Annotated in this window: 14 protein-coding genes and 1 pseudogene; 5 read left to right on the forward strand and 10 right to left on the reverse strand. The window is 44.6% G+C overall.

Annotated elements, in window-relative coordinates:
• Positions 1-330: 330 nt before the first annotated feature.
• Entirely contained in the window at positions 331-1,230 is a 900-nt protein-coding gene (locus HUN01_RS13870; RefSeq protein WP_238846252.1) for a hypothetical protein, read from the forward strand.
• A gap of 206 nt (positions 1,231-1,436) precedes the next feature.
• On the opposite strand, the gene HUN01_RS13875 is transcribed toward HUN01_RS13870, so the two are convergent.
• The 4 genes from HUN01_RS13875 to HUN01_RS13890 all read right to left on the reverse strand — a co-directional run bounded on the left by HUN01_RS13875 (position 1,437) and on the right by HUN01_RS13890 (position 5,815).
• Positions 1,437-2,726: a Glu/Leu/Phe/Val family dehydrogenase gene (locus HUN01_RS13875; protein WP_181931764.1), complete on the reverse strand. Its 1,290-nt coding sequence runs from the start codon at positions 2,724-2,726 to the stop codon at positions 1,437-1,439.
• A 308-nt stretch (positions 2,727-3,034) separates the two neighbouring features.
• On the reverse strand, positions 3,035-4,180 hold the full coding sequence (locus tag HUN01_RS13880; RefSeq protein ID WP_181931765.1) for a beta-ketoacyl-ACP synthase: 1,146 nt from the start codon (positions 4,178-4,180) through the stop codon (positions 3,035-3,037).
• Between the two features lie 93 nt (positions 4,181-4,273).
• Positions 4,274-5,074, reverse strand: a complete 801-nt coding sequence (locus HUN01_RS13885) for a peptidylprolyl isomerase (RefSeq protein WP_181931766.1) — start codon at positions 5,072-5,074, stop codon at positions 4,274-4,276.
• A 171-nt stretch (positions 5,075-5,245) separates the two neighbouring features.
• Complete coding sequence (locus HUN01_RS13890) at positions 5,246-5,815, reverse strand: photosystem I assembly protein Ycf4 (RefSeq protein ID WP_181931767.1); 570 nt, start codon at positions 5,813-5,815, stop codon at positions 5,246-5,248.
• Positions 5,816-6,738: 923 nt separating this feature from the next.
• Between HUN01_RS13890 and psbD the strand changes: the two genes are divergently transcribed.
• The 4 genes from psbD (at position 6,739) to HUN01_RS13910 (ending at position 10,136) form a co-directional block, all read left to right on the forward strand.
• Positions 6,739-7,794 (forward strand): photosystem II D2 protein (photosystem q(a) protein), encoded by a 1,056-nt coding sequence (gene psbD / locus HUN01_RS13895; RefSeq protein WP_179066789.1) that lies wholly within the window; start codon positions 6,739-6,741, stop codon positions 7,792-7,794.
• Positions 7,778-9,169 carry a photosystem II reaction center protein CP43 gene (gene psbC / locus HUN01_RS13900; protein ID WP_181931768.1) on the forward strand — a complete coding sequence of 464 codons (1,392 nt, stop codon included), beginning with the start codon at positions 7,778-7,780 and terminating at the stop codon, positions 9,167-9,169. Before psbD ends, psbC begins: the two co-directional genes overlap by 17 nt.
• Positions 9,170-9,284: 115 nt before the next feature.
• Entirely contained in the window at positions 9,285-9,470 is a 186-nt protein-coding gene (locus tag HUN01_RS13905) for a PCP reductase family protein (RefSeq protein ID WP_181931769.1), read from the forward strand.
• 21 nt (positions 9,471-9,491) lie between these two features.
• Positions 9,492-10,136, forward strand: coding sequence for a Uma2 family endonuclease (locus HUN01_RS13910; protein ID WP_181931770.1), 645 nt, complete (start codon positions 9,492-9,494; stop codon positions 10,134-10,136).
• Between the two features lie 25 nt (positions 10,137-10,161).
• Here HUN01_RS13910 and HUN01_RS13915 read toward each other — a convergent pair whose 3' ends face one another.
• The 6 genes and pseudogenes from HUN01_RS13915 to HUN01_RS13940 all read right to left on the reverse strand — a co-directional run bounded on the left by HUN01_RS13915 (position 10,162) and on the right by HUN01_RS13940 (position 19,638).
• Positions 10,162-10,998 (reverse strand): SWIM zinc finger family protein, encoded by an 837-nt coding sequence (locus HUN01_RS13915; protein ID WP_181931771.1) that lies wholly within the window; start codon positions 10,996-10,998, stop codon positions 10,162-10,164.
• A 176-nt stretch (positions 10,999-11,174) separates the two neighbouring features.
• Positions 11,175-12,455 (reverse strand): tetratricopeptide repeat protein, encoded by a 1,281-nt coding sequence (locus HUN01_RS13920; protein ID WP_181931772.1) that lies wholly within the window; start codon positions 12,453-12,455, stop codon positions 11,175-11,177.
• Positions 12,456-12,524: 69 nt separating this feature from the next.
• A pseudogene (locus tag HUN01_RS13925) lies at positions 12,525-13,841 on the reverse strand (IS701 family transposase).
• Positions 13,842-13,857: 16 nt separating this feature from the next.
• The gene (locus tag HUN01_RS13930; RefSeq protein ID WP_238846254.1) at positions 13,858-14,736 is read right to left on the reverse strand and encodes an ATP-binding protein; all 879 of its coding nucleotides are present in this window, start codon (positions 14,734-14,736) and stop codon (positions 13,858-13,860) included.
• 376 nt (positions 14,737-15,112) lie between these two features.
• A complete protein-coding gene (locus HUN01_RS13935; RefSeq protein ID WP_181931773.1) occupies positions 15,113-16,135 on the reverse strand; it encodes a caspase family protein in 1,023 nt (340 codons plus the stop codon).
• 212 nt (positions 16,136-16,347) lie between these two features.
• Positions 16,348-19,638, reverse strand: a complete 3,291-nt coding sequence (locus tag HUN01_RS13940; protein ID WP_181931774.1) for a DEAD/DEAH box helicase — start codon at positions 19,636-19,638, stop codon at positions 16,348-16,350.
• Between the last annotated feature and the right edge of the window lie 47 nt (positions 19,639-19,685).

Below are 19,685 nucleotides of genomic sequence, written 5' to 3' on the forward strand. Positions count from 1 at the left end.
ATAAGTGAGAAGCCGCTTTTACTAAAAGTTCTTTCAACGAATCATTCCAGGGTTCAGCTGGAATTTCTGTTGTAACATCAAAAACAACTAGTACCGCAAGGCGGAAGTCAAAAGAATTCTATTCCAAGCTCTTGCGCCATTTCAAATCAATGAAACGCTTACGCTGTATTCATTTTTAATTTTCAATTCCGCCTTGCGGTACTAGTCATGTTGTTGCGATCGCCTATCGGTCATTGTAGAGTACAATCCATCAACCTATTGGCGATCTAACTGATCAGTCACAATGCAGTAATATGTAGGCGATCGCATTTAAGCCCACATCTGAGTAGTATGACCGCAGAACAAGGGTTAATAATTTTTGATACTGCAACTGCATCCTCGCAGACAGGCGCAAAACTAAATTATCGACCGCAAGCCGCCGATACCAGCATCGATGCCGATACTTATCTATTCACCCAGTTGCGAAAACTCTCACTTGAACAACGGATAAAGATATTCGCGGCTCATGAACGTGGAGTGAAAAAACTTTGCCTTGCAGGAATTAAATCACGACATCGCAATGTTTCCCAGGAAGAAATTCGTTGTATATTTGCCCGTGCCTTGCTGGCAGAAAAATTTTCTCCAAACTTCCAGTCAATTGGTGTTGATGAAAGTATGTGGATTCAAGATTCCATTTCACTAGCAGGCGAACTCCACCAACTTTTTGAGTCAATAAATATACCTTATTACGTTAGTGAAGGTGTTGCTAGTTCAATTCATGGGGAACCTCGCTCGACTCGCGATTTGGATTTGGTGATTTCAGTTCAACCTGACCAAATCGATTTGTTGGTAACCACACTGGAAACAGCGGGATACTATTGTCCAGCAGGAGCGGTTGAAGATTTGAAGCGAGGATCTGAGCGAATGCTCAACATCACGCATACCGAAACCATAGCTAATGCCGATCTTTATATCACTGATGGTTCACCATTTGCAGTATCGCAGATGGCACGTCGCATATTGCCCAATTTAGATGGGATACCTGCATTTTGGGTAGCTTCGCCAGAGGATACGATTTTACAGAAGCTGCGCTGGGGGCAGAGTAGTCAATCCGAAAAACAGTGGCGTGATGTATTGGGGATATTCAAGTTGCAGGCACAAACTTTAGACTACACATACCTTATAGAGTGGGCAGAATATTTAAATTTGGTTGATACGTTGAGTCGAGCATTCACTGAAGCTGGTATTTAACAAAACGTGAGTTTGATGAACCTCTCCCTCCCAGCCTGCCTCTGGGAAACGGAAAGGGAGGAGCAACGAAAAATTCAGCTTTTTGCTCCCCTCTCCGTGTCGGAGAGGGGTTGGGGGAGAGGTCAAATAAGACTTGTCGAACTCACGTTAACAAAATAGAATTCAGAATTCAGGAGTCAGAATTCTGAATTCCCTAGCAGTAAATCTTAAGGATAAAGACCTCTATCAGTCAGTGCTTGCGCCACTCTACCCACTCCTAAAGTGTAGGCTGCTAATCTTAAAGGAATTTGCCGCACCTCCGATTGGTGAATCACCTTGCGGTAGGCTTGCACCATCAAATGTTCCATTTCGCGGTTGACGCGCTCCTCATCCCAAAATACATAAGAAATACCTTGTACCCACTCCAAATAACTGACTACCACACCGCCTGCATTCGCCAAGATATCTGGTAGTACTGTCACTCCCCGCGCCTCTAGCGCCAAGTTAGCCTCAAGAGTAACCGGGCCGTTTGCTGCTTCTGCCACAATCTGCGCCTGTACCTGATTCACATTTTCTTCAGTGATTTGGTTTTCTAAAGCCGCTGGTATTAAGATATCGCAGGGTAAAGTTAACAAATCTGCATTGCTAATTGGTACAGATTGCGGAAAACCCACAATACTCTTGCGATTTTCAGCAGCATAAACTTTCAACTTGGGAATATCAAGACCAACTTCGGAAAATATTCCTCCAGCACCCGTTGAAACGGCAAGAATTTTCGCGCCTGCTTCATATAGTAATTCTGCTGCGGCACCACCTACATTACCAAATCCCTGAATAACTACTCGCACTCCTGCCAAAGATTTACCTTGATCTGCTAGCGCCTCACGCACAGTAATCATCACACCACGTCCGGTTGCCATTTCTCGTCCCAGAGAACCACCAATAGAAAGCGGTTTCCCAGTCACAACTCCTGGTACAGCGTTACCAACATTCACAGAGTAAGTGTCCATCATCCAAGCCATTTCACGGGACGAAGTACCCATATCTGGCGCCGGAATATCTACGGAAGGCCCAATATCTTTAATTAACTCGCTGATATAACGGCGGCTGATTCGCTCTAATTCACCAACACTGTAACGTTTTGGATCTATGGGAATGCCACCCTTACCACCACCATAAGGAATACCTAACAGGGCACATTTCCAGGTCATCAGCATTGCTAGAGCGGATACTTCCCGCAGTGTCACAGCCGGATGGTAACGAATTCCGCCCTTGTAGGGGCCTAAAACATCGCAGTGTTGCACACGATGTCCAGCGAGAACTTGTATTTCCCCATTATCTAGTTTCACGGGAATGGAAACTGTGACAACCTTACGCGGGTGGCTGAGAATTTCCAGTAAACCCTGATTTAAATTTAATTCTTTAGCTGCCGCTTCTAAGTAGCTACATGCTTGATCGAATGGGCATATATGCGCTGGAGAAGCAGGTTCTGGCAGCAACAGTGATTTTGAAATCATAAAATTTTCTCCTAATCACGGTATCTTTGCGAACCGGATATCATCTGTATCTAAGCTTATCCTTTTTTTTAGGAAAATAGGAATTTTGTAGTTTTTGTTACAGTTTTATATTTTATATCCTGATATAGGAAAAAATCAATATGTGGACTACTGGTCTGTCAAATTCATTTTGACGGTTAGAGAGACGCGATAAATCGCCGTCTCTACAGGAAATTTATCCATCAATTATTTATTGACAGACTACTACCACATTCTAGATAGCCTGCTTTCTTAAGGAAATCCAAAAAATAAATTATCCCCACAGATTTTTATCTTGTTAATGCGATCGCAACATTCTGTCCACCAAAGCCAAAACTCAAACATAATATCTGGCGAATTTTACTTAGACGGGCTGCTGTAACGATATCTAAGTCAAACTCTGGCTGCTGGAATCCTACACAAGGTGGTAAAATTTGATGCTTTAATGCCATGAGAGAAAAAGCTACACCTAACGCTCCAGATGCCCCTAGTGTATGACCTGTGCTTCCTTTGGTGGAACTAACCGCCACCCCTTGGGGAAACAAACGCTGGATTACCATGCTCTCCATCTGATCATTTAGCTGGGTAGCTGTGCCATGAGCATGAATATAATCGATATCGGCTGCTGAGAGACAACTACGTTCTAGACATTGTTTAATGGCAGCGATCGCACTTTTGCCTTCTGGTTCTGGTGAATTACTATGATATGCGTCGTTGGTTAAGCCAAAACCGAGAATTTCACCATACACTTTTGCTTGACGCTGTTTTGCCAACTCTGCTGATTCTAAGACAAACACAGCCGCGCCTTCGCCCAACACTAAGCCTTCTCGCTGCAAATCAAAAGGATAAGCCCCAGTTTTCGCCAAAGCGCCCATCTGCTGAAACCCAGCTAAAGTTAGGGGTGTGATTGGTGCTTCTACTGCGCCAGCGATCGCTTGTTGACATTGCCCAGTTTGGATAAGTAAAGCTGCTTGGGCAATAGACCAAATTCCTGTTGCACAAGCTGCCATTGGTGCTAAAACCGTTCCAGATGCACCAATTTGCCTTGCAGCTGCGATCGCATTTATATGAGGTAATGTATCTAGCCAGTTTCCAAAAGAGGACACGGGAAAATTCTTCGCGTCACTATACATTTGCCGAGCCAGAATTTCCCAAGATGCTTGATAAGAGCGACTCGATCCAATGACTACAGCACAATCAGCTAAAGGTGGAACTAACCCAGAATCTTGCAAAGCAGAAGTAACAACCATCTGAGTTAACATTGTCAATTCAGATGGTTGTTGTCCAATTAAACCTAGAGGAAATGGTGTAAGTTCTGGAAATGGTTGATGTAATCTAATTCCAGATTTCCCTGCTAGCAAATTTTGCCAGCTATCCTCTAAGCTTCCACCCAAGGCGGAAACTAGACCAATACCAGTGACATAAACCTTAACCAATTTGCAATTTTGGGGATGAGGTGGATCAGGAAGATGAGGAAGAATAATAATCGTTTTTTTACTTCCTCATCTCCCTCATCTCCCCATGCTCCTCTACTGTGCAGGTGTTTTCAGATTTTCAGCACCTTGGGTGACTTTGGCAGAGTCAATGCGATCGCCTTGCTGAATTTTGTTGACTACATCAAGGCCTTGAGTGACATTGCCAAAGACGGCGTAGTTACCATCTAAAAACGCCAAATCTGCCAAAGCAAAGTAAAACTGAGCAGAAGCGGAGTCTGGTGATTGCGATCGCGCCATCGCTACTGCACCCTGTTTATGGGGCAATATGACAGGTTGAGTAGTAGCATCAAATGGTTTATTGTAAACCGGAGTATCTGAACCTTTTGGCTTAACTTCTAAAGGTATATAGCGAGCATTTCCCGTTTTTGGGTCAATATAGCTACCGGTTCCTAATCTATCTGCTGGAACTTTTGGATCTTTGCCTTGGGGATCGCCGCCTTGAACTACAAAAGGTTGGGGTTCACGCACAACTCGATGGAAAGGTAAACCATCGTATACACCCTTTTGTACTAAATCTACGAAATTGCCAGCTGTAATGGGGGCATCAGTGCCGTCTACTTCGATAGTAATCGGCGAACCTTTAACCATTAGCACCACAGTAGCCTTGCCTTCAAGCCGTGGTAAATTTGTGATTCCAGGAACACTCTCACTACTAGTTTGAGATACAGATGTTGCATCACTAGTTGTCTTGGTGCTTGCCTCGCTTGTAGTCGAGGTAGCTGTTGAGCCTGGAGAAGACGTATTAGAAGCGACTTGCTGTGGTGAACATCCTCCCAACATCAAGGCACTGATAATTACAAGAGAAAGCAAAAATTGTGAAATTTTTAACCGCATTGCCAGTTACTGATTTAACCAGAGTATCTTATCGTCTCAAGAGGGAATGGGGAAGAAGCAAGGGAGCAGGGAGCAGGGGGAAAGGGAGAAGAGTTTCCCCTCAGCAAGAGCAGAACCCTATGCCTCTGCCTCTTTTCAATGCCCAATGCCCCATGCCCCATGCCCAATTTCTTACAGTCCTTCTAACGAGACTCCCAAAAAGCGGGCTAACTTTGCGCCTTCTGTTTCCAACTCTGTTAGAGATAGCGGTTGTCCAACCCGTGTTAGGGGTATATCTCGCCGCCCCTTAATGCGTAGATAGAGGGCGCGACGGGGATTAAGACCTTCTTTGACGGCGATTCGCACAGATTGCACATCTTCTATGCGACTATCAATCTCAATTCGGCGGTTTTTGCCAGGAAACCCCCAACGGAAGATTTTGATTGTGCCAGTTTCCTGATTAAATTCGTTGTAACCGCCTCCTACATCCAATAAAATCACTAGCCACAAGTATGTAGCTAATAGCAAGCCAGCAGCGCCATATAACCCCATTACCAATCCTTGGGGGACGAATACCAGTTGAGTTGGATCGGAAACTATGAGTAAATTAACTTTTAAATAACTGGATATCCCAGCCAATAAAAAGCCGCTTGCTCCCAAGGTAACGATGGTTGCCCACCAGTAGTTACTAAACCGACGAGAACCGAGAACATTTTGATGCAGGAGGCGATCGCCTTTGTTAATCGTTGTTGATGTCGTCATTGAACTACCATTGCCTGTGAGATACTCGCTGTGACATACTCGCACACTAAATGCTTTTGCATAGAGTGGTGGCTCTCTGTGCTAATCCGGCTACTGCTTAGGAGGCACTTCAGCACTGTTTTAAGTCCACCGGATAACCTGCCGCAGACTATGAAGTTTTTACCCTGTAATCTACAAATTTTACTATCCCGGATGATGCTGGCTTACTTGCACTACGAGACAAACCACTTAGGCTATTTGTATTTAGTCAAGATGTGCCAACTTTCTTTCCCCTTGGCTAACGTTTCACATAGGTTTTCCAGAGGTGTATCAACGACGGTGGCGGCGAAGTTACCATCCACATTTTACCAAACATCGTTCACAAAAACTCAACTGCGCCCCTCCATGTTCCTGCTACCGATATAATTTCTTAGGGCATGTTGTAATACCATTTTTTCACTCAATGGCTGATAAAAATTCTTTCTTCCCTCCCCCTCAGCCCCCCATATCCCCTGTTCCTCTCTTTCTGCCTCTTTTTCACCTCTTGGGAATGAGTTAGCTACATACGTCCATCTGCATTAATTTTTTTCAGATTTCTGAGAAAAGTTGTGTCAAATTGTAAAAATTCTGATATTCATATTATTAATAAGGTTCGTGTTTCATAGCTCATTTGCTTCTGCGTATCAGGCAAAAACCCTGACTAGTGTGATAAATTAAGAATCATTAAGTTACCACAAGCTAGATTACTAGCCGATGGTACGTGTAATGTCATAACCCTGAGAAATAACGACTTAACTAGTCTGCAAGCTCTCAGAATCTCAGTTGTTTAAAAGCTGTTGAGATTGTCAAAAAAAACGTTAATTCCTCACGGTAGTCGGTTAGATTGACTCTCCGTACTACCTTAAAAACGTTGCAATTTTAGTAAAAAATGAGGATTTAGTCCGATGACCATCGCAGTTGGACGCGCCCCCAGTAGAGGGTGGTTTGACGTTCTAGACGACTGGCTCAAGCGCGATCGCTTCGTATTCGTAGGTTGGTCAGGGATACTATTGTTCCCCTGCGCCTTCCTAGCACTAGGCGGTTGGCTGACCGGCACAACCTTCGTCACCTCTTGGTATACCCACGGGTTAGCCTCCTCTTACCTAGAAGGTGCTAACTTCCTGACAGTGGCAGTATCCACCCCCGCCGACAGCATGGGACATTCCCTATTGCTGTTGTGGGGGCCAGAAGCCCAAGGCAACCTCACCCGTTGGTTTCAATTGGGTGGTTTGTGGCCATTCGTAGCTCTGCACGGAGCCTTTGGTTTGATTGGCTTCATGTTGCGGCAATTTGAAATTGCCCGTCTGGTAGGTATCCGTCCTTATAACGCCCTCGCTTTCTCTGCTCCCATTGCAGTATTCGTCAGCGTATTTCTGATGTACCCCTTGGGACAATCTAGCTGGTTCTTTGCACCCAGCTTTGGCGTCGCGGCAATTTTCCGATTCCTACTATTCTTGCAAGGCTTCCACAACTGGACACTCAACCCCTTCCACATGATGGGCGTTGCGGGTGTATTGGGTGGTGCTCTATTGTGCGCCATTCACGGTGCCACAGTGGAAAACACCTTGTTTGAAGACGGTGATGGTGCTAACACCTTCCGCGCCTTCAATCCTACCCAGTCTGAAGAAACCTACTCAATGGTGACAGCAAACCGTTTCTGGTCACAGATTTTCGGTATTGCTTTCTCTAACAAACGCTGGTTGCACTTCTTCATGTTGTTCGTACCAGTTACAGGCTTATGGATGAGCGCCGTCGGTATCGTCGGTTTAGCACTCAACCTGCGGGCTTATGATTTCGTCTCCCAAGAATTACGGGCGGCGGAAGACCCTGAGTTTGAAACCTTCTATACCAAAAACATTTTGCTGAATGAGGGTATCCGCGCTTGGATGGCTCCTCAAGATCAACCCCACGAACAATTTGTATTCCCTGAGGAGGTATTACCACGTGGTAACGCTCTCTAATAGACCAAATATATTAGGCGGCACTGGACGCGACCAAGAATCTACTGGCTTTGCCTGGTGGTCTGGTAACGCGCGTTTAATCAATCTATCTGGCAAACTACTGGGTGCTCACGTTGCCCACGCTGGTTTGATTGTATTCTGGGCTGGAGCGATGACTTTGTTTGAAGTCGCTCACTTCATTCCCGAAAAACCCATGTACGAACAGGGCTTGATCCTGTTACCTCACCTTGCTACCCAGGGCTGGGGTGTTGGTGCTGGTGGTGAAGTCATCGACACCTTCCCCTACTTTGTTGTTGGTGTACTCCACCTAATTTCCTCAGCCGTCCTTGGCTTTGGCGGTATTTATCATGCTGTCCGTGGCCCAGAAACCTTAGAAGAATACTCTTCTTTCTTTGGTTACGACTGGAAAGACAAGAACAAGATGACCAACATCATCGGCTTCCACCTGATTATTTTAGGATGCGGTGCGTTGCTGTTGGTGCTGAAGGCAATGTTCTTTGGTGGTTTGTATGACACTTGGGCACCAGGCGGTGGTGACGTTCGTGTTATTACTAATCCGACATTGAACCCAGCGGTTATCTTCGGTTATGTAATCAAGTCTCCCTTTGGTGGCGAAGGCTGGATTGTCAGCGTTGATAACTTGGAAGATGTCGTCGGTGGTCACATTTGGATTGCCTTTATCCTAATTGCTGGCGGTATCTGGCACATCTTCACTAAGCCTTTTGCTTGGTCACGTCGTGCATCCATCTGGTCTGGTGAGGCTTATCTCTCCTACAGCTTGGGCGCTCTGTCGTTGATGGGCTTCATTGCCTCAATCTATGTTTGGTTTAACAACACCGTTTACCCCAGCGAATTCTACGGCCCTACTGGGCCAGAAGCTTCTCAAGCTCAAGCTTTGACCTTCTTGATTCGTGACCAACGCTTGGGTGCTAACGTCGGTTCTGCCCAAGGCCCTACAGGTCTGGGTAAATACCTGATGCGCTCTCCAACTGGTGAAATCATCTTCGGTGGTGAAACCATGCGCTTCTGGGATTTCCGTGGCCCTTGGTTGGAGCCTCTACGTGGCCCCAATGGTCTTGATTTGGAAAAAATCAAGAATGATATTCAACCTTGGCAAGCTCGTCGCGCCGCTGAATACATGACCCACGCTCCTTTGGGTTCTCTGAACTCCGTAGGTGGTGTGGCTACTGAAATTAACTCCTTCAACTACGTATCTCCTCGCGCTTGGTTGGCGACTTCTCACTTCGTACTAGGATTCTTCTTCCTAGTTGGTCACTTGTGGCACGCTGGACGCGCACGGGCTGCGGCTGGTGGTTTTGAGAAAGGAATTAACCGTGAGACTGAGCCAGTGATGTTCATGGACGACCTAGATTAGGTTGTAAAGTTTATCTCATCACTGACAATCAAATAGTTTAAAGGCTCTTGCGTAAAAGCAAGGGCTTTTTTTATAGGAAAATTAGTAATCTAGTGATTAAACGGTAATTAATACTATGAGCGATTCCAATTTTATTGATGCTTTGCGATGGACATCTGAAGCTAAAGAAAAATTGCAAAATATTCCCTTTTTTGTCCGCTCTCAAGCCAAAGCTAGAATTGAACAGCTGGCTCGTGAAGCAGGACAAGAGGTTGTGACGGCTGATTTGGTAGAAGAGGCTAGGCTTGAGTTTGGACAATAAAATATTCTGGAGATCGTAACAATGACAGTCGCCAAGAATCGAGCAGACCGAGTAATGCTTTATGACATTAGCTGGCAACAGTTTGAAAATCTTCTAAAAGACTTGGGAGAGCATCGGGCAGCAAGGTTAGCTTACGATCGCACTACCTTAGAAATTATGACACCTTTACCTGAACACGAACATTACAAAGAGGTAATAGGCGATTTGGTCAAAGAAATCGCTGATGTGCTGGATTTAGACTATGAAAGTTATGGCTCGACTACTTGGAAGCGAGAAAGCCGAATGGCAGGGGTAGAATCAGATAATTGCTTCTATTTCCAGAATGAAGCTGCGATTCGGGGTAGATTGGATCTAGACTTGAGACAAGATCCACCGCCTGATTTGGCACTGGAAATTGATGTTACTAGTAAATCTTTAGATCGTTTTCCCATTTATGCCCGCCTGGGAGTACCAGAACTCTGGTGTTATGACTCCGGTGAAATCAAGATTTATCTCCTGCAAAATGGGGAATATGTCGAGTCAGAGAACAGTCTAGTGTTTCCTACTTTAGAAATTCGATATCTGCCAAAACTCATTGAGCAAAATCGGGCAGATGGCAGACGGGCAATTCGTCAGGCGGTACGCGAATGGGTGAGAAAAGGCGGCAAGGGTGAACTACCCAGTTAACCTAATTACGAATTACGAATTAGTATTAGCTTCCTCCCACATTCATTGCTGTTAAAAAAGCCTTCTGGCTCACATCTCTATAAACTGTATTCAAATACTTCATTACCACATCACTCGAAGTCGAATTTACTACATTTTCCTCTTCCTTCGCTAGGGGAATTGCTCCTAATACATCTAATACCATCTCATTAGTAGACGGCGCAATCACTACTAATGATGACTCTAGTGGCTCATTGTATTGCCAGAAAGAATCAATTTTTACGGAGTATTTGTTATTAGGAATTGACTGTTGAATTTCGGGCGTTTCTATGGTATTGGGCTGAATCTTGGCATTACGTAATTGACGTAAATCGCTGATAATTTGCTCTTTGGTGCGTCCGCGCAATTGAAATAGTACAAAAGGGTCTTCACTGAAGCGATCGCCTAACTGATAGTACAGTGCACCAATGTGTTTACAGGGATTTGCCTTATCAGGACAAGAGCATTTACTCTGGACATCACCAAGAGTAAAAGGGAATATCGAAAGACCATTAGCCGTAAAGACTTCTTCTATATTTTGTGGCATTTCTCCTGCTAGTAATTTTGCGGCAAAAATTGCCCTTTGGGACATGGTTTCAATTACATAACCCCATTGTTCATCAGTAAATGGTTCAAGGGAAAGGGAAACTTTATAAGGTTCAACTTCACTACCTTGCACCCTAGCTAATACTTTTGCACCTTTAAATTCAATGCTCAAAACATTTCCTTGACGAGCATAATTTCTCGCACGTTCTAAACGCTTTTTAAAGCGATAGGAATCTAGCAAATCTAGCCATTGTTGTGACCACCATTCTCGACTTGCTTGTAATGTGTAATTAGTCATAATAAATTTAAAATTATAGAATAAATGGGTTGATCTAGTTTTGTGACAGTTACCTCAGACTCTAGCATTTATGGTTGGGAGCATATCAGTTTCGCAAATATACGGCTACAGATTGGAAGTCTGGGATTATACAGAGACGTAAAACCTTGAATTAATTACTAATTACGAATGACGAATTATTCTATCCCCGTCTTACGCCGCAACCACTCAACCAATTGGCGCGAAAAATCCAAGTTCTTATCGCGCAAGCGCTCTCGGATTTCCAGCGCAGTCAGTGCTAAGGGTAGTGCCTCTGTATAGCGCCCCTCCTCCTTCAAAACTCGTGCTAACCCCTCTTGAGCATCAGCGACCAAACTTTGCTGTCCTATTTCCTGCGCCAGGGTTAACTGACGCTCGTACCAGGTACGGGCTTCTGTAGGGCGGTTGCGGTTAAGGGCGAGATGTCCTAAACCAGCAGAATGAGAAGCTTCTTGTTCTTTAAAACCCAGCTTTTTAGTGATCGTCAATGCTTGCTTGTAGTAAAATTCGGCGCCATCGTAGTCTCCCTGCGAGCGTGCAAATCCTCCCAAATTGTTGAGGGCGATGTACAACTGCTCCGCTTCCGCCCAGTCCTGGCGTTGCTCTGCAATCACTCCTTGCATACGGGTTGCAAAAGCCTTGTCCCGAAGGTTGCCGCCCCGTTCCATCATCTCCTTCATTTGATCTCCCGAACTTGCTGTTCGATCTTTGTCCGCACGTTGGTAGTGAATCCAGGCAACATGATATGCACCCCAACCAGCATCGCTCCACTGACTCAGTGCCTTTCCTGCCAGATATCGCCACTCAGCCAAGCGTACCCACTCATCCCAGTAGCCTCGAAACCGGAGGAAGCTAGACAAAGCGTGTTCCAAATCGATGAGCATTTGGGCAGCTTGTTGGTCTTTCAGCGTACCGGGGATACCTGCCATCTCCCACAAGGTTGTCGCCACGCCTTCTAGATTCTGCCACTCGGCTTCCAGCTTGTCATGGGTCTGATAGGCATCTTTGCCCTCACCCCCGTACTTCTGGGCAAAGTCTACCCAGTAGCGCAGAACTTTGCGTTGGGCGGCAGAGTCAAACCGAATTCCACTTAGGGGTGCAGTCCCAACAGTATCCGTTCCGTCCACAGCTGCCAGGATATATGTGCGAGTGAGGGGGTGCAGGCCAAACCGTTCTCCATCCAAATCATTCACCAAAGATAGAGTTACCAGCCGTTCTAAAGAAACTTGAATCTCAGTGATGGCTAAATCCGTAGCATCTGCCAATGCTGCGGTTTTTGCTGGTGTCAGGAATACAACCAGGGCACACAACACTGTGCGATCATTTCCAGAGAGAGTTTCGGCGGCATCGGCAAACAGAAACCCGTAGAGATCGGGAGATTTGGCGGCATTCCGCAATCGCTCTAGGGCAACACTGATAGAGTAGCCTTTGTGTGCCACCTGTCCTAATGTCCAATCTAGCGCTAGGGGATTGCCACCAGAAGCTTCATATAACCCTGTTTTGTCACTCTAGGCAGAGGAAAAGTAGAAATCAGGGTGAGACAGGAAAATAAATATTGAACTGGTGAGGTTATAAATAATAGATTGAAGTTTCGAAAAACCCAAAGACAATTGGGGAATAGGAAAAACTGTCAACCAGGGATATATTAGGTTAAATAAAGTAAAAGGTTGAATTATTAAACGGAGATTGTTAAGAATGTTCTTCCAACCCTTCCCATCATCCCACCAAGGATGAGCAGCCAATTTTGATGGAGACTTTGGTGGAGAAGACTGCATTTGTTCAGAGTGTAGACTCACCATTAAGTAGCTACTACAAACAATCTCCCACCAGCGTTCAATATCCGCATAATGAGTCAGCCGATAATCTGCCCAACCTAATTCATTCTTACTTTGCTTCAAGCCATATTCAACCCAAGTTCTTAACCCATAAAAGTTACCAACATCTCTTGGTGTAAGGTCTGCGTATTTACTCATCACATACCAAGTAGTGTTACCGGGTAATTTCTCAATGTCAGTAGTAATCTGCCAATACCTTTTTTTCTTGTCGTTTACCATGAATTATTTCCCTAATAAACCGATTCTCACTACTCAAGTTAGAGAATACTCTTTTAAACTTATGCCACTTTAAATATTGAGTATGTTGTCTAGGAAGTAGCTCTACAGAATGGTTTGAGCGAATCGCCACTAGATAATTTAACCCCAGATCGTCTAATATAGATATGAAATTAGCACTACTCTCACCATATAAGCTATCTGCTAGTACTAGGTTGAATTTAAAACCCATCAACTCTAGCTTTTTTCATCATTATTGCTGCTATTTGAGGCTTCGTAAGATATTTATCCCCCTGGCTTTAATCTTTCGCGTGGCTTGTATACTTCAAACAGTAATGGAAAAGTCATCCCACAGAATACACCATACGCCGTGACTGCTACAATTCCATTTTCTACTTTACCCAAATTACCTATGTACTGTCGTTTCACATAATCTGTCTTATTCCCTTTCTTTTTTATCTCCTGTCTCATCAATAATTAGAATGATTGGTCTACCTTTTAGAACTTGTAAAATTAGCTCTAATCGCAAGGCTCTTAACTTCTCTATATCCCAAGGTGATGTAGTTAAAAAAAATGGTGCAAACCCTGCTGATTGTCCAATCCTACAATTTTTGCTATTTCTGGTAGGGTTTTCCGTTTTAGTTCAGAAATACACCCTACATGAAGGTATTTAAAAGCCTCGAAGCTCCTAACATCTGGAAACAGGCTTTTATACCATTGGCAATATTCGTCCACGAATTTTACTGTTGGTGCGGCTGGACGAGGCTGTACCATACTCTGTGTCTTGGTTCTAGCGTTTGTACCTTATTATACTACTGCCAGAGTGACAAAACAGGGATAAAGCGGTCAATATCTCCGGCTTTATGGCGTTTAGTTCCTGGGCTAGACGGGGGTGCGATCTTCCCTTCTCTCTCATTAATTCCAAAGCTTCTGCCTCTAAGAGACGATCTAAGCGGATGGTGACGGCGCTTTCCCCAGTGCGGCGGCGGCTGGTGATGATCGCTTTGTTGGGGGTGGGCAGTTTCCGCAAAAACTCGGCAATCATATCGCGTTCTTCTGAATTCAAGGTTTCCAAGTTGTCCCAAATCAACAGGGTGCGCCGTCCCCGCAGGGCATCGAGAAGGGCGCGGCGGCGTTCTGTGGCATCATTCATTTTCACAATATCTGTTTGTCCCAACCTCTTGGAAAATTCCCGGCAGAAGCTATCGAGAGAAGACAGGGCCAGGGTTTCTTCCCGCACTCCCTCTGTAGAGAGCCTGGTAGTCTTGGCAGAAACAAACAGGTAGGCATCAAACAAGGCTTGCTCACGGGCTAAATGTGCTACCTCCAGCGCTAACGCCGTTTTGCCCATACCACCAATACCATCGATCGTCACACCCCAACCGCGCTCCTCTGGTGAAAGTGCTTCCAAACAACGGGCAATTTCTTGTTTGCGTCCCACAAACACATCGTTATAGCGGGGCAGGTTATCGGGCAAATTTTCTGAGCGCTTTCCCTGTAATTGGCTTAATCGCGCCTCTAAGCTAGTGACTTCTTTTTGTTTTTCTTCTAGTTCGATTTGCAAATCTACTGGAACTCGAATCCCATAGCTAGCTTTTTCCTCCTCTATTATCTGGAGGGCGCGACGAGCGCGGTTAAGAGTTCGCTGTAATGCTTCTTGATTATCCATAAGGTTATATAAAAATAAATCTAATATTAATACGCTGCAAACTATGGAGATCCCCCTAAATCCCCCTTAAAAAGGGGGACTTTAAGAAACTCTCTTGCCCCACTTTTTAAGGGGGGTTGGGGGGATCAAAAGCCTGTGGGGTAACTTTAGTCTTTCACAGTATCTCCCAGAACTCGGCGATTCGTGTTCGGAACTCGGCGATTCGTGTTCAGAACTCGGCGATTCGTGTTCAGAACTCGGCGATTCGTGTTCGGAACTCGGCAGTTCGTGTTCAGAACTCGGCAGTTCGTGTTCGGAACTCGGCAGTTTGTGTTCAGAACTCGGAAGTTCGTGTTCGGAACTCGGAATGAGAAAAATCATCGTCGGATATATTTGCTTAATCCAATCCTGTTCTTTGATGCCGGGACTCTAATTCAGTTACCTGGCGACGTTTCTCTTCTAATTCAATCTGCAAATCCACTGGAATACGAATGCCAAAAGAAGCAGCTTGTTCTTCTAAAATTGCTAAGGCTCGTTTTGCTCTTGCTAATGCAGGTGTTACCACTTGTTGATCAGTCATAATTTGCAAATCTGGGATTGTGGTTGAGCTTGGTAGTCCCTTCCCTCCCCGCAGCATGGCAATAGGAAAATCTTCCATCGCCGTATCAAAAAACGGAGTCTGTTCAGCCTGACGTTGGGTTCTGGCGCTCTCTGGAACGGTTTTACCCAAATGATTCATCAGATTTGAGAGCATAACTTTGGAATCGCCTGGTTGATTAGCCGCTCCCCGCAATGCCTCAATTAGATGATAAGTATAGAGACTCATGGTTCCATCAGGACGTATCCAAGAAACCTGATTGCCTCTGGAGGATGTAAACACCGCCCGTCCTTCGCCCTGCTTCAAGGCATCGACTACGCCCTTGGGCAATGCCGTAGCGATAAAATCAGCAGGTAGTTCGCCTTTAGAAGTAGCCATACCCTCTGCATGACAACTATCAATTACCACCCACAACCGCTTTGCTTGAATCTGCCGCAAAGCTTGAGTAAATTCTTGGGCAGATAGGGCGGTATTAGCAATGTCTGTGGAATTGAAGTCATGTTGCAGCAAATAATAACACTGACTTGATAAGTCAAAGCACCCATGACCAGAGTAAAAAACTACAATTGTTGCATCGCGATCGGCAGCAGCCTTTTCCTTTAACCACGTTAATCCATCCAAAATTGCGCTGCGTGTTGTCTGTTGATTCTGCAATAAACGAATATGTTCGGAATCATCCACATAGGCACACAAGTTTGGATCGGTTAGCACTGTTTTCAAGGCTTGCACATCTTTAACTGTGACAGGCAATGAATATTGAGATTCGGCTGTTCTGCCAACCCCAATTAACAACGCATAACCGTGGGCAAAGTGATTCGACATGATGGCACAGGGTAAAGAAAAAGGTGTGATATTTTTCAATATCGCATATTTAATCTAGTGGTTTATTTGGTTATTTATCGGAGGGGTGAGAAACGAACCGCAAAGGGCGCAAAGGGCGCAAAGAGCGCAAAGGAAGAAAAGTTAAGAATGAGTTTACTTTGTAGTGGGTGGCTCTAACCCTAAATTCAAGGACTAAAGTCCTTACTACGAACTTATTCTGTATCATCGTCAATTACTGCACTGCGATCTAGTATTAGTAAGTTGCGGAGTTGATCTGTATCTAGTTCTGTCAACCATTCTTCACCAGCACCTACAACTTGTTCAGCTAGCTGTTTCTTACTTTCAATCATGTCATGAATTTTTTCTTCTAAAGTACCTGTGCAAACAAATTTATGTACTTGCACATTCCGGGTTTGACCAATCCGAAATACTCTATCTGTGGCTTGATTTTCCACAGCTGGGTTCCACCATCTATCAAAGTGGAATACATGATTTGCTCGTGTTAAATTCAGTCCGACTCCACCCGCTTTCAGAGAAAGAATCATAATTGGTGGCCCTTGAGGATCGTGTTGGAAACGGTCAATCATTTCCTCACGTTGTTTTTTGCTGGTGCTGCCATATAAAAAGAATATTTCTCGCCCTAGCTGTTTTTCTAAATAGGGTTTAAGTAACTTACCCCACTCAGCAAATTGTGTAAAGATTAAGGCGCGATCGCCTTCTGCTAAAACTTCTTCTAACATTTCTTCTAGCCGCAGAAGTTTGGCTGAATTATGTTGTTCTAATGTGGCTTGTTTCAAATATTGTGCTGGGTGATTGCAGATTTGTTTGAGTTTGATTAGTAAAGCTAAAATCATCCCCCGCCGTTGCAATCCTTCAGCAGAGTCTATCTCTACTAAAGATTGTTCTACAATTTGTTGATAAAGTGCAGCTTGTTCACCAGTTAAACCGCAAAATACGGTCATTTCTTGCTTATCTGGTAAGTCTTGAATGATGTCGCGATCGCTTTTTAATCGCCGTAGTATAAATGGTTGTACTAATGAACGTAACTGAGTCAAAGAGGCAGTATCACCATACTTTTCAATTGGCATGGCAAACCGACGCTGGAAAAATTGCTTATTGCCTAAATAGCCAGGATTGAGAAAATCCAAAATAGACCAGAGTTCTTGCAGCCTATTTTCTACAGGTGTCCCCGTCAACGCAATCCGAAATGTCGCTTCTAATTCCCGCACTGCTTTTGACTGCTTCGCGTCTGGGTTTTTCACATTTTGGGCTTCATCTAAAACAATTATCTGCCAAGAGACACTTTGCAATGATTTGATATCTCGATGAAGCAGTGAGTAGCTGGTAACGATTAAATCGTGCTTTTTCACTGCTTCTAAAAACGCTTTCCCTTTAGGGCGTTTATCACCGTGATATTGCAAAATTTTCAGGCTTGGTGCAAATTTATTAACTTCCCTTTCCCAGTTGCCTAAAACAGAAGTTGGACAAACTAATAGTGTTGGATTTTCTAGTGCATCTTGTTCTTTGAGATGTAGCAAAAAAGCAATGAACTGCACGGTTTTACCGAGTCCCATATCGTCGGCGAGACATGCACCCAAACCCCAACGTTCTAAGAAGGACAGCCAAGCCGCACCACGTTCTTGATAAGGCCGCAACTGTCCTTTAAAGGCTGCTGGTGTGGGTAAAGGTGCGATCGCTTGATTATTGCTTAACGCCCCAATCAACTCTTGCAACGCCCCAGATGCCTCAAAGCTGACGACTGGTAATTTTTCTATTACCTGGGTATCTCCTGTACTAAAACGCAAGGCATCTTCCAAGGAAAGGGCCATTTGATCTTTGCGAGTGGTAAAAAATGTTTGGGCTGTTTTGATATCTTGGGGGCGCAATTCTACCCACTCGCCGTTAATTTCTACTAGCGGACTATTTAAAGCTACAAGTTTATCAAACTCAGCTTTAGAAATAGTCTGTCCGCCAATTGCCAATTGCCATTGGAAATTTAGTAAACTCTGCAACCCTAAACGTCCCTGCTTTCCTTTTGGGGTTTCGGCAGTAATTTTCAAACCCAAACGGTTCGCCCATCCTTCACGGTTTGCCAAACTGGGAGGCAAAATTACTCCCAAACCACTGTCTTCCAGCCTCCAAGCTACAGCTTTGATAAACTCATAAGCTTGAATGGGGGTGAGACGAGAAGATTGGGGATATTCGGTTTCAAAGCTGGGTGCGATCGCTGGATATAATCGGGAAGCTACCCCCAAACCTCGCAAAAATGTTTCTTGTGGTTGCTCAATTGTCCGATTTTCATAAACCAATCGTTCAACCGGATTGTTCCAAATAGTTGCCGCATCCACCAAAAACTCAGGATCGTCAGCCGCTTGTAGGAAATATGCTAATGTCCAATCTGTTTCGCCAAACTCTGGAGAACGCAGTTGAAAACAGGTACGAAATAGAGTTTTAAGAGTTAATTGGTATTGTAGCGGCATAGTCCAAGCCTTCAGTGCCGCTTCCAGTCGTTCTATTTCAATGGCATCTGCATTGACTGTGCCAGATGTACTAGTTAAGCCTTGCAACCACTGTCGCACCCCAGCTGGTAAAGATGCGTAGGCGTTGCCCGTCGTAGACATCGCCTTAGCTTCAATTGGAGGTTGAGAACCTACCATTTCTCGCACTTGGGCATCTATCGTACTGTTTAGAAATCCCAAAAGTAATTCTTGAGGTTCGGCTGGGAAGTTTATATAGATTGGGCATTGGGCATGGGGCATGGGGCATGGGGCATTAGTTATTAATTCTTCTCCACCCAGTCCCTCTTGATAAGTACGACAAACCAACGGCATATTCGCAGAATATTTTTCTAGGCGGGTTCCATCTACAGCACTATCTAGAAGTACTCGCCACTTAGCAGCAAATGCACCATCTGATTGTCGGTTAATTGCTGGTAAAAACTTACACCGTGAGATTAAATCTAAACTCCAGCGGGCAACCTGCGACCAAAAGCGTAAATCTCCACCTAAAAAGGCATCTTCCCCTTTAGCAGCATTTAAAGGAACAGCAGCGAGAAATTTTATTGCTTCGCTGGGGTTGAGACGAAAACCCTCAACTCGCCACGGTTGTAAATATTGTGGTGAATCTGTATTTTCCCCCAAGCTGGCAGAATGTACAGGGAAAATCGCTGTTGTTCCTTTATCACTTCCTTCTGGGATATAAGTTGGTAAGGCAATGATTTGGGAGTGCGTTGGTAAACTTATCTCAGGGGCACTGGCGGCTTTGCGGGTTCGCCCAGTAGTTGCGATGGCTACTTGGGGTTTTTGAATGAAGTTAGTAATTGCCATGTTCTGCGATCGCAACCACTCACTCAACTCAACCGATGTCATTGCCAATGGATGTAGTGCTATATCTCCAGATCCACTAGACTCGAAATTCACTCGTGGCGATCGCCAAGTTTCCCCCCAAATAAATAAACTACTATTTTTATTTTTTAGTAACCAATTACAGTGTAAAATCACCATTTGCTAACTACTTATATTTTCCCAAAACTCAATAATGAAAATTGCAA

It is taken from the genome of Nostoc edaphicum CCNP1411 (genome assembly GCF_014023275.1).
Lineage (GTDB): Bacteria > Cyanobacteriota > Cyanobacteriia > Cyanobacteriales > Nostocaceae > Nostoc > Nostoc edaphicum_A.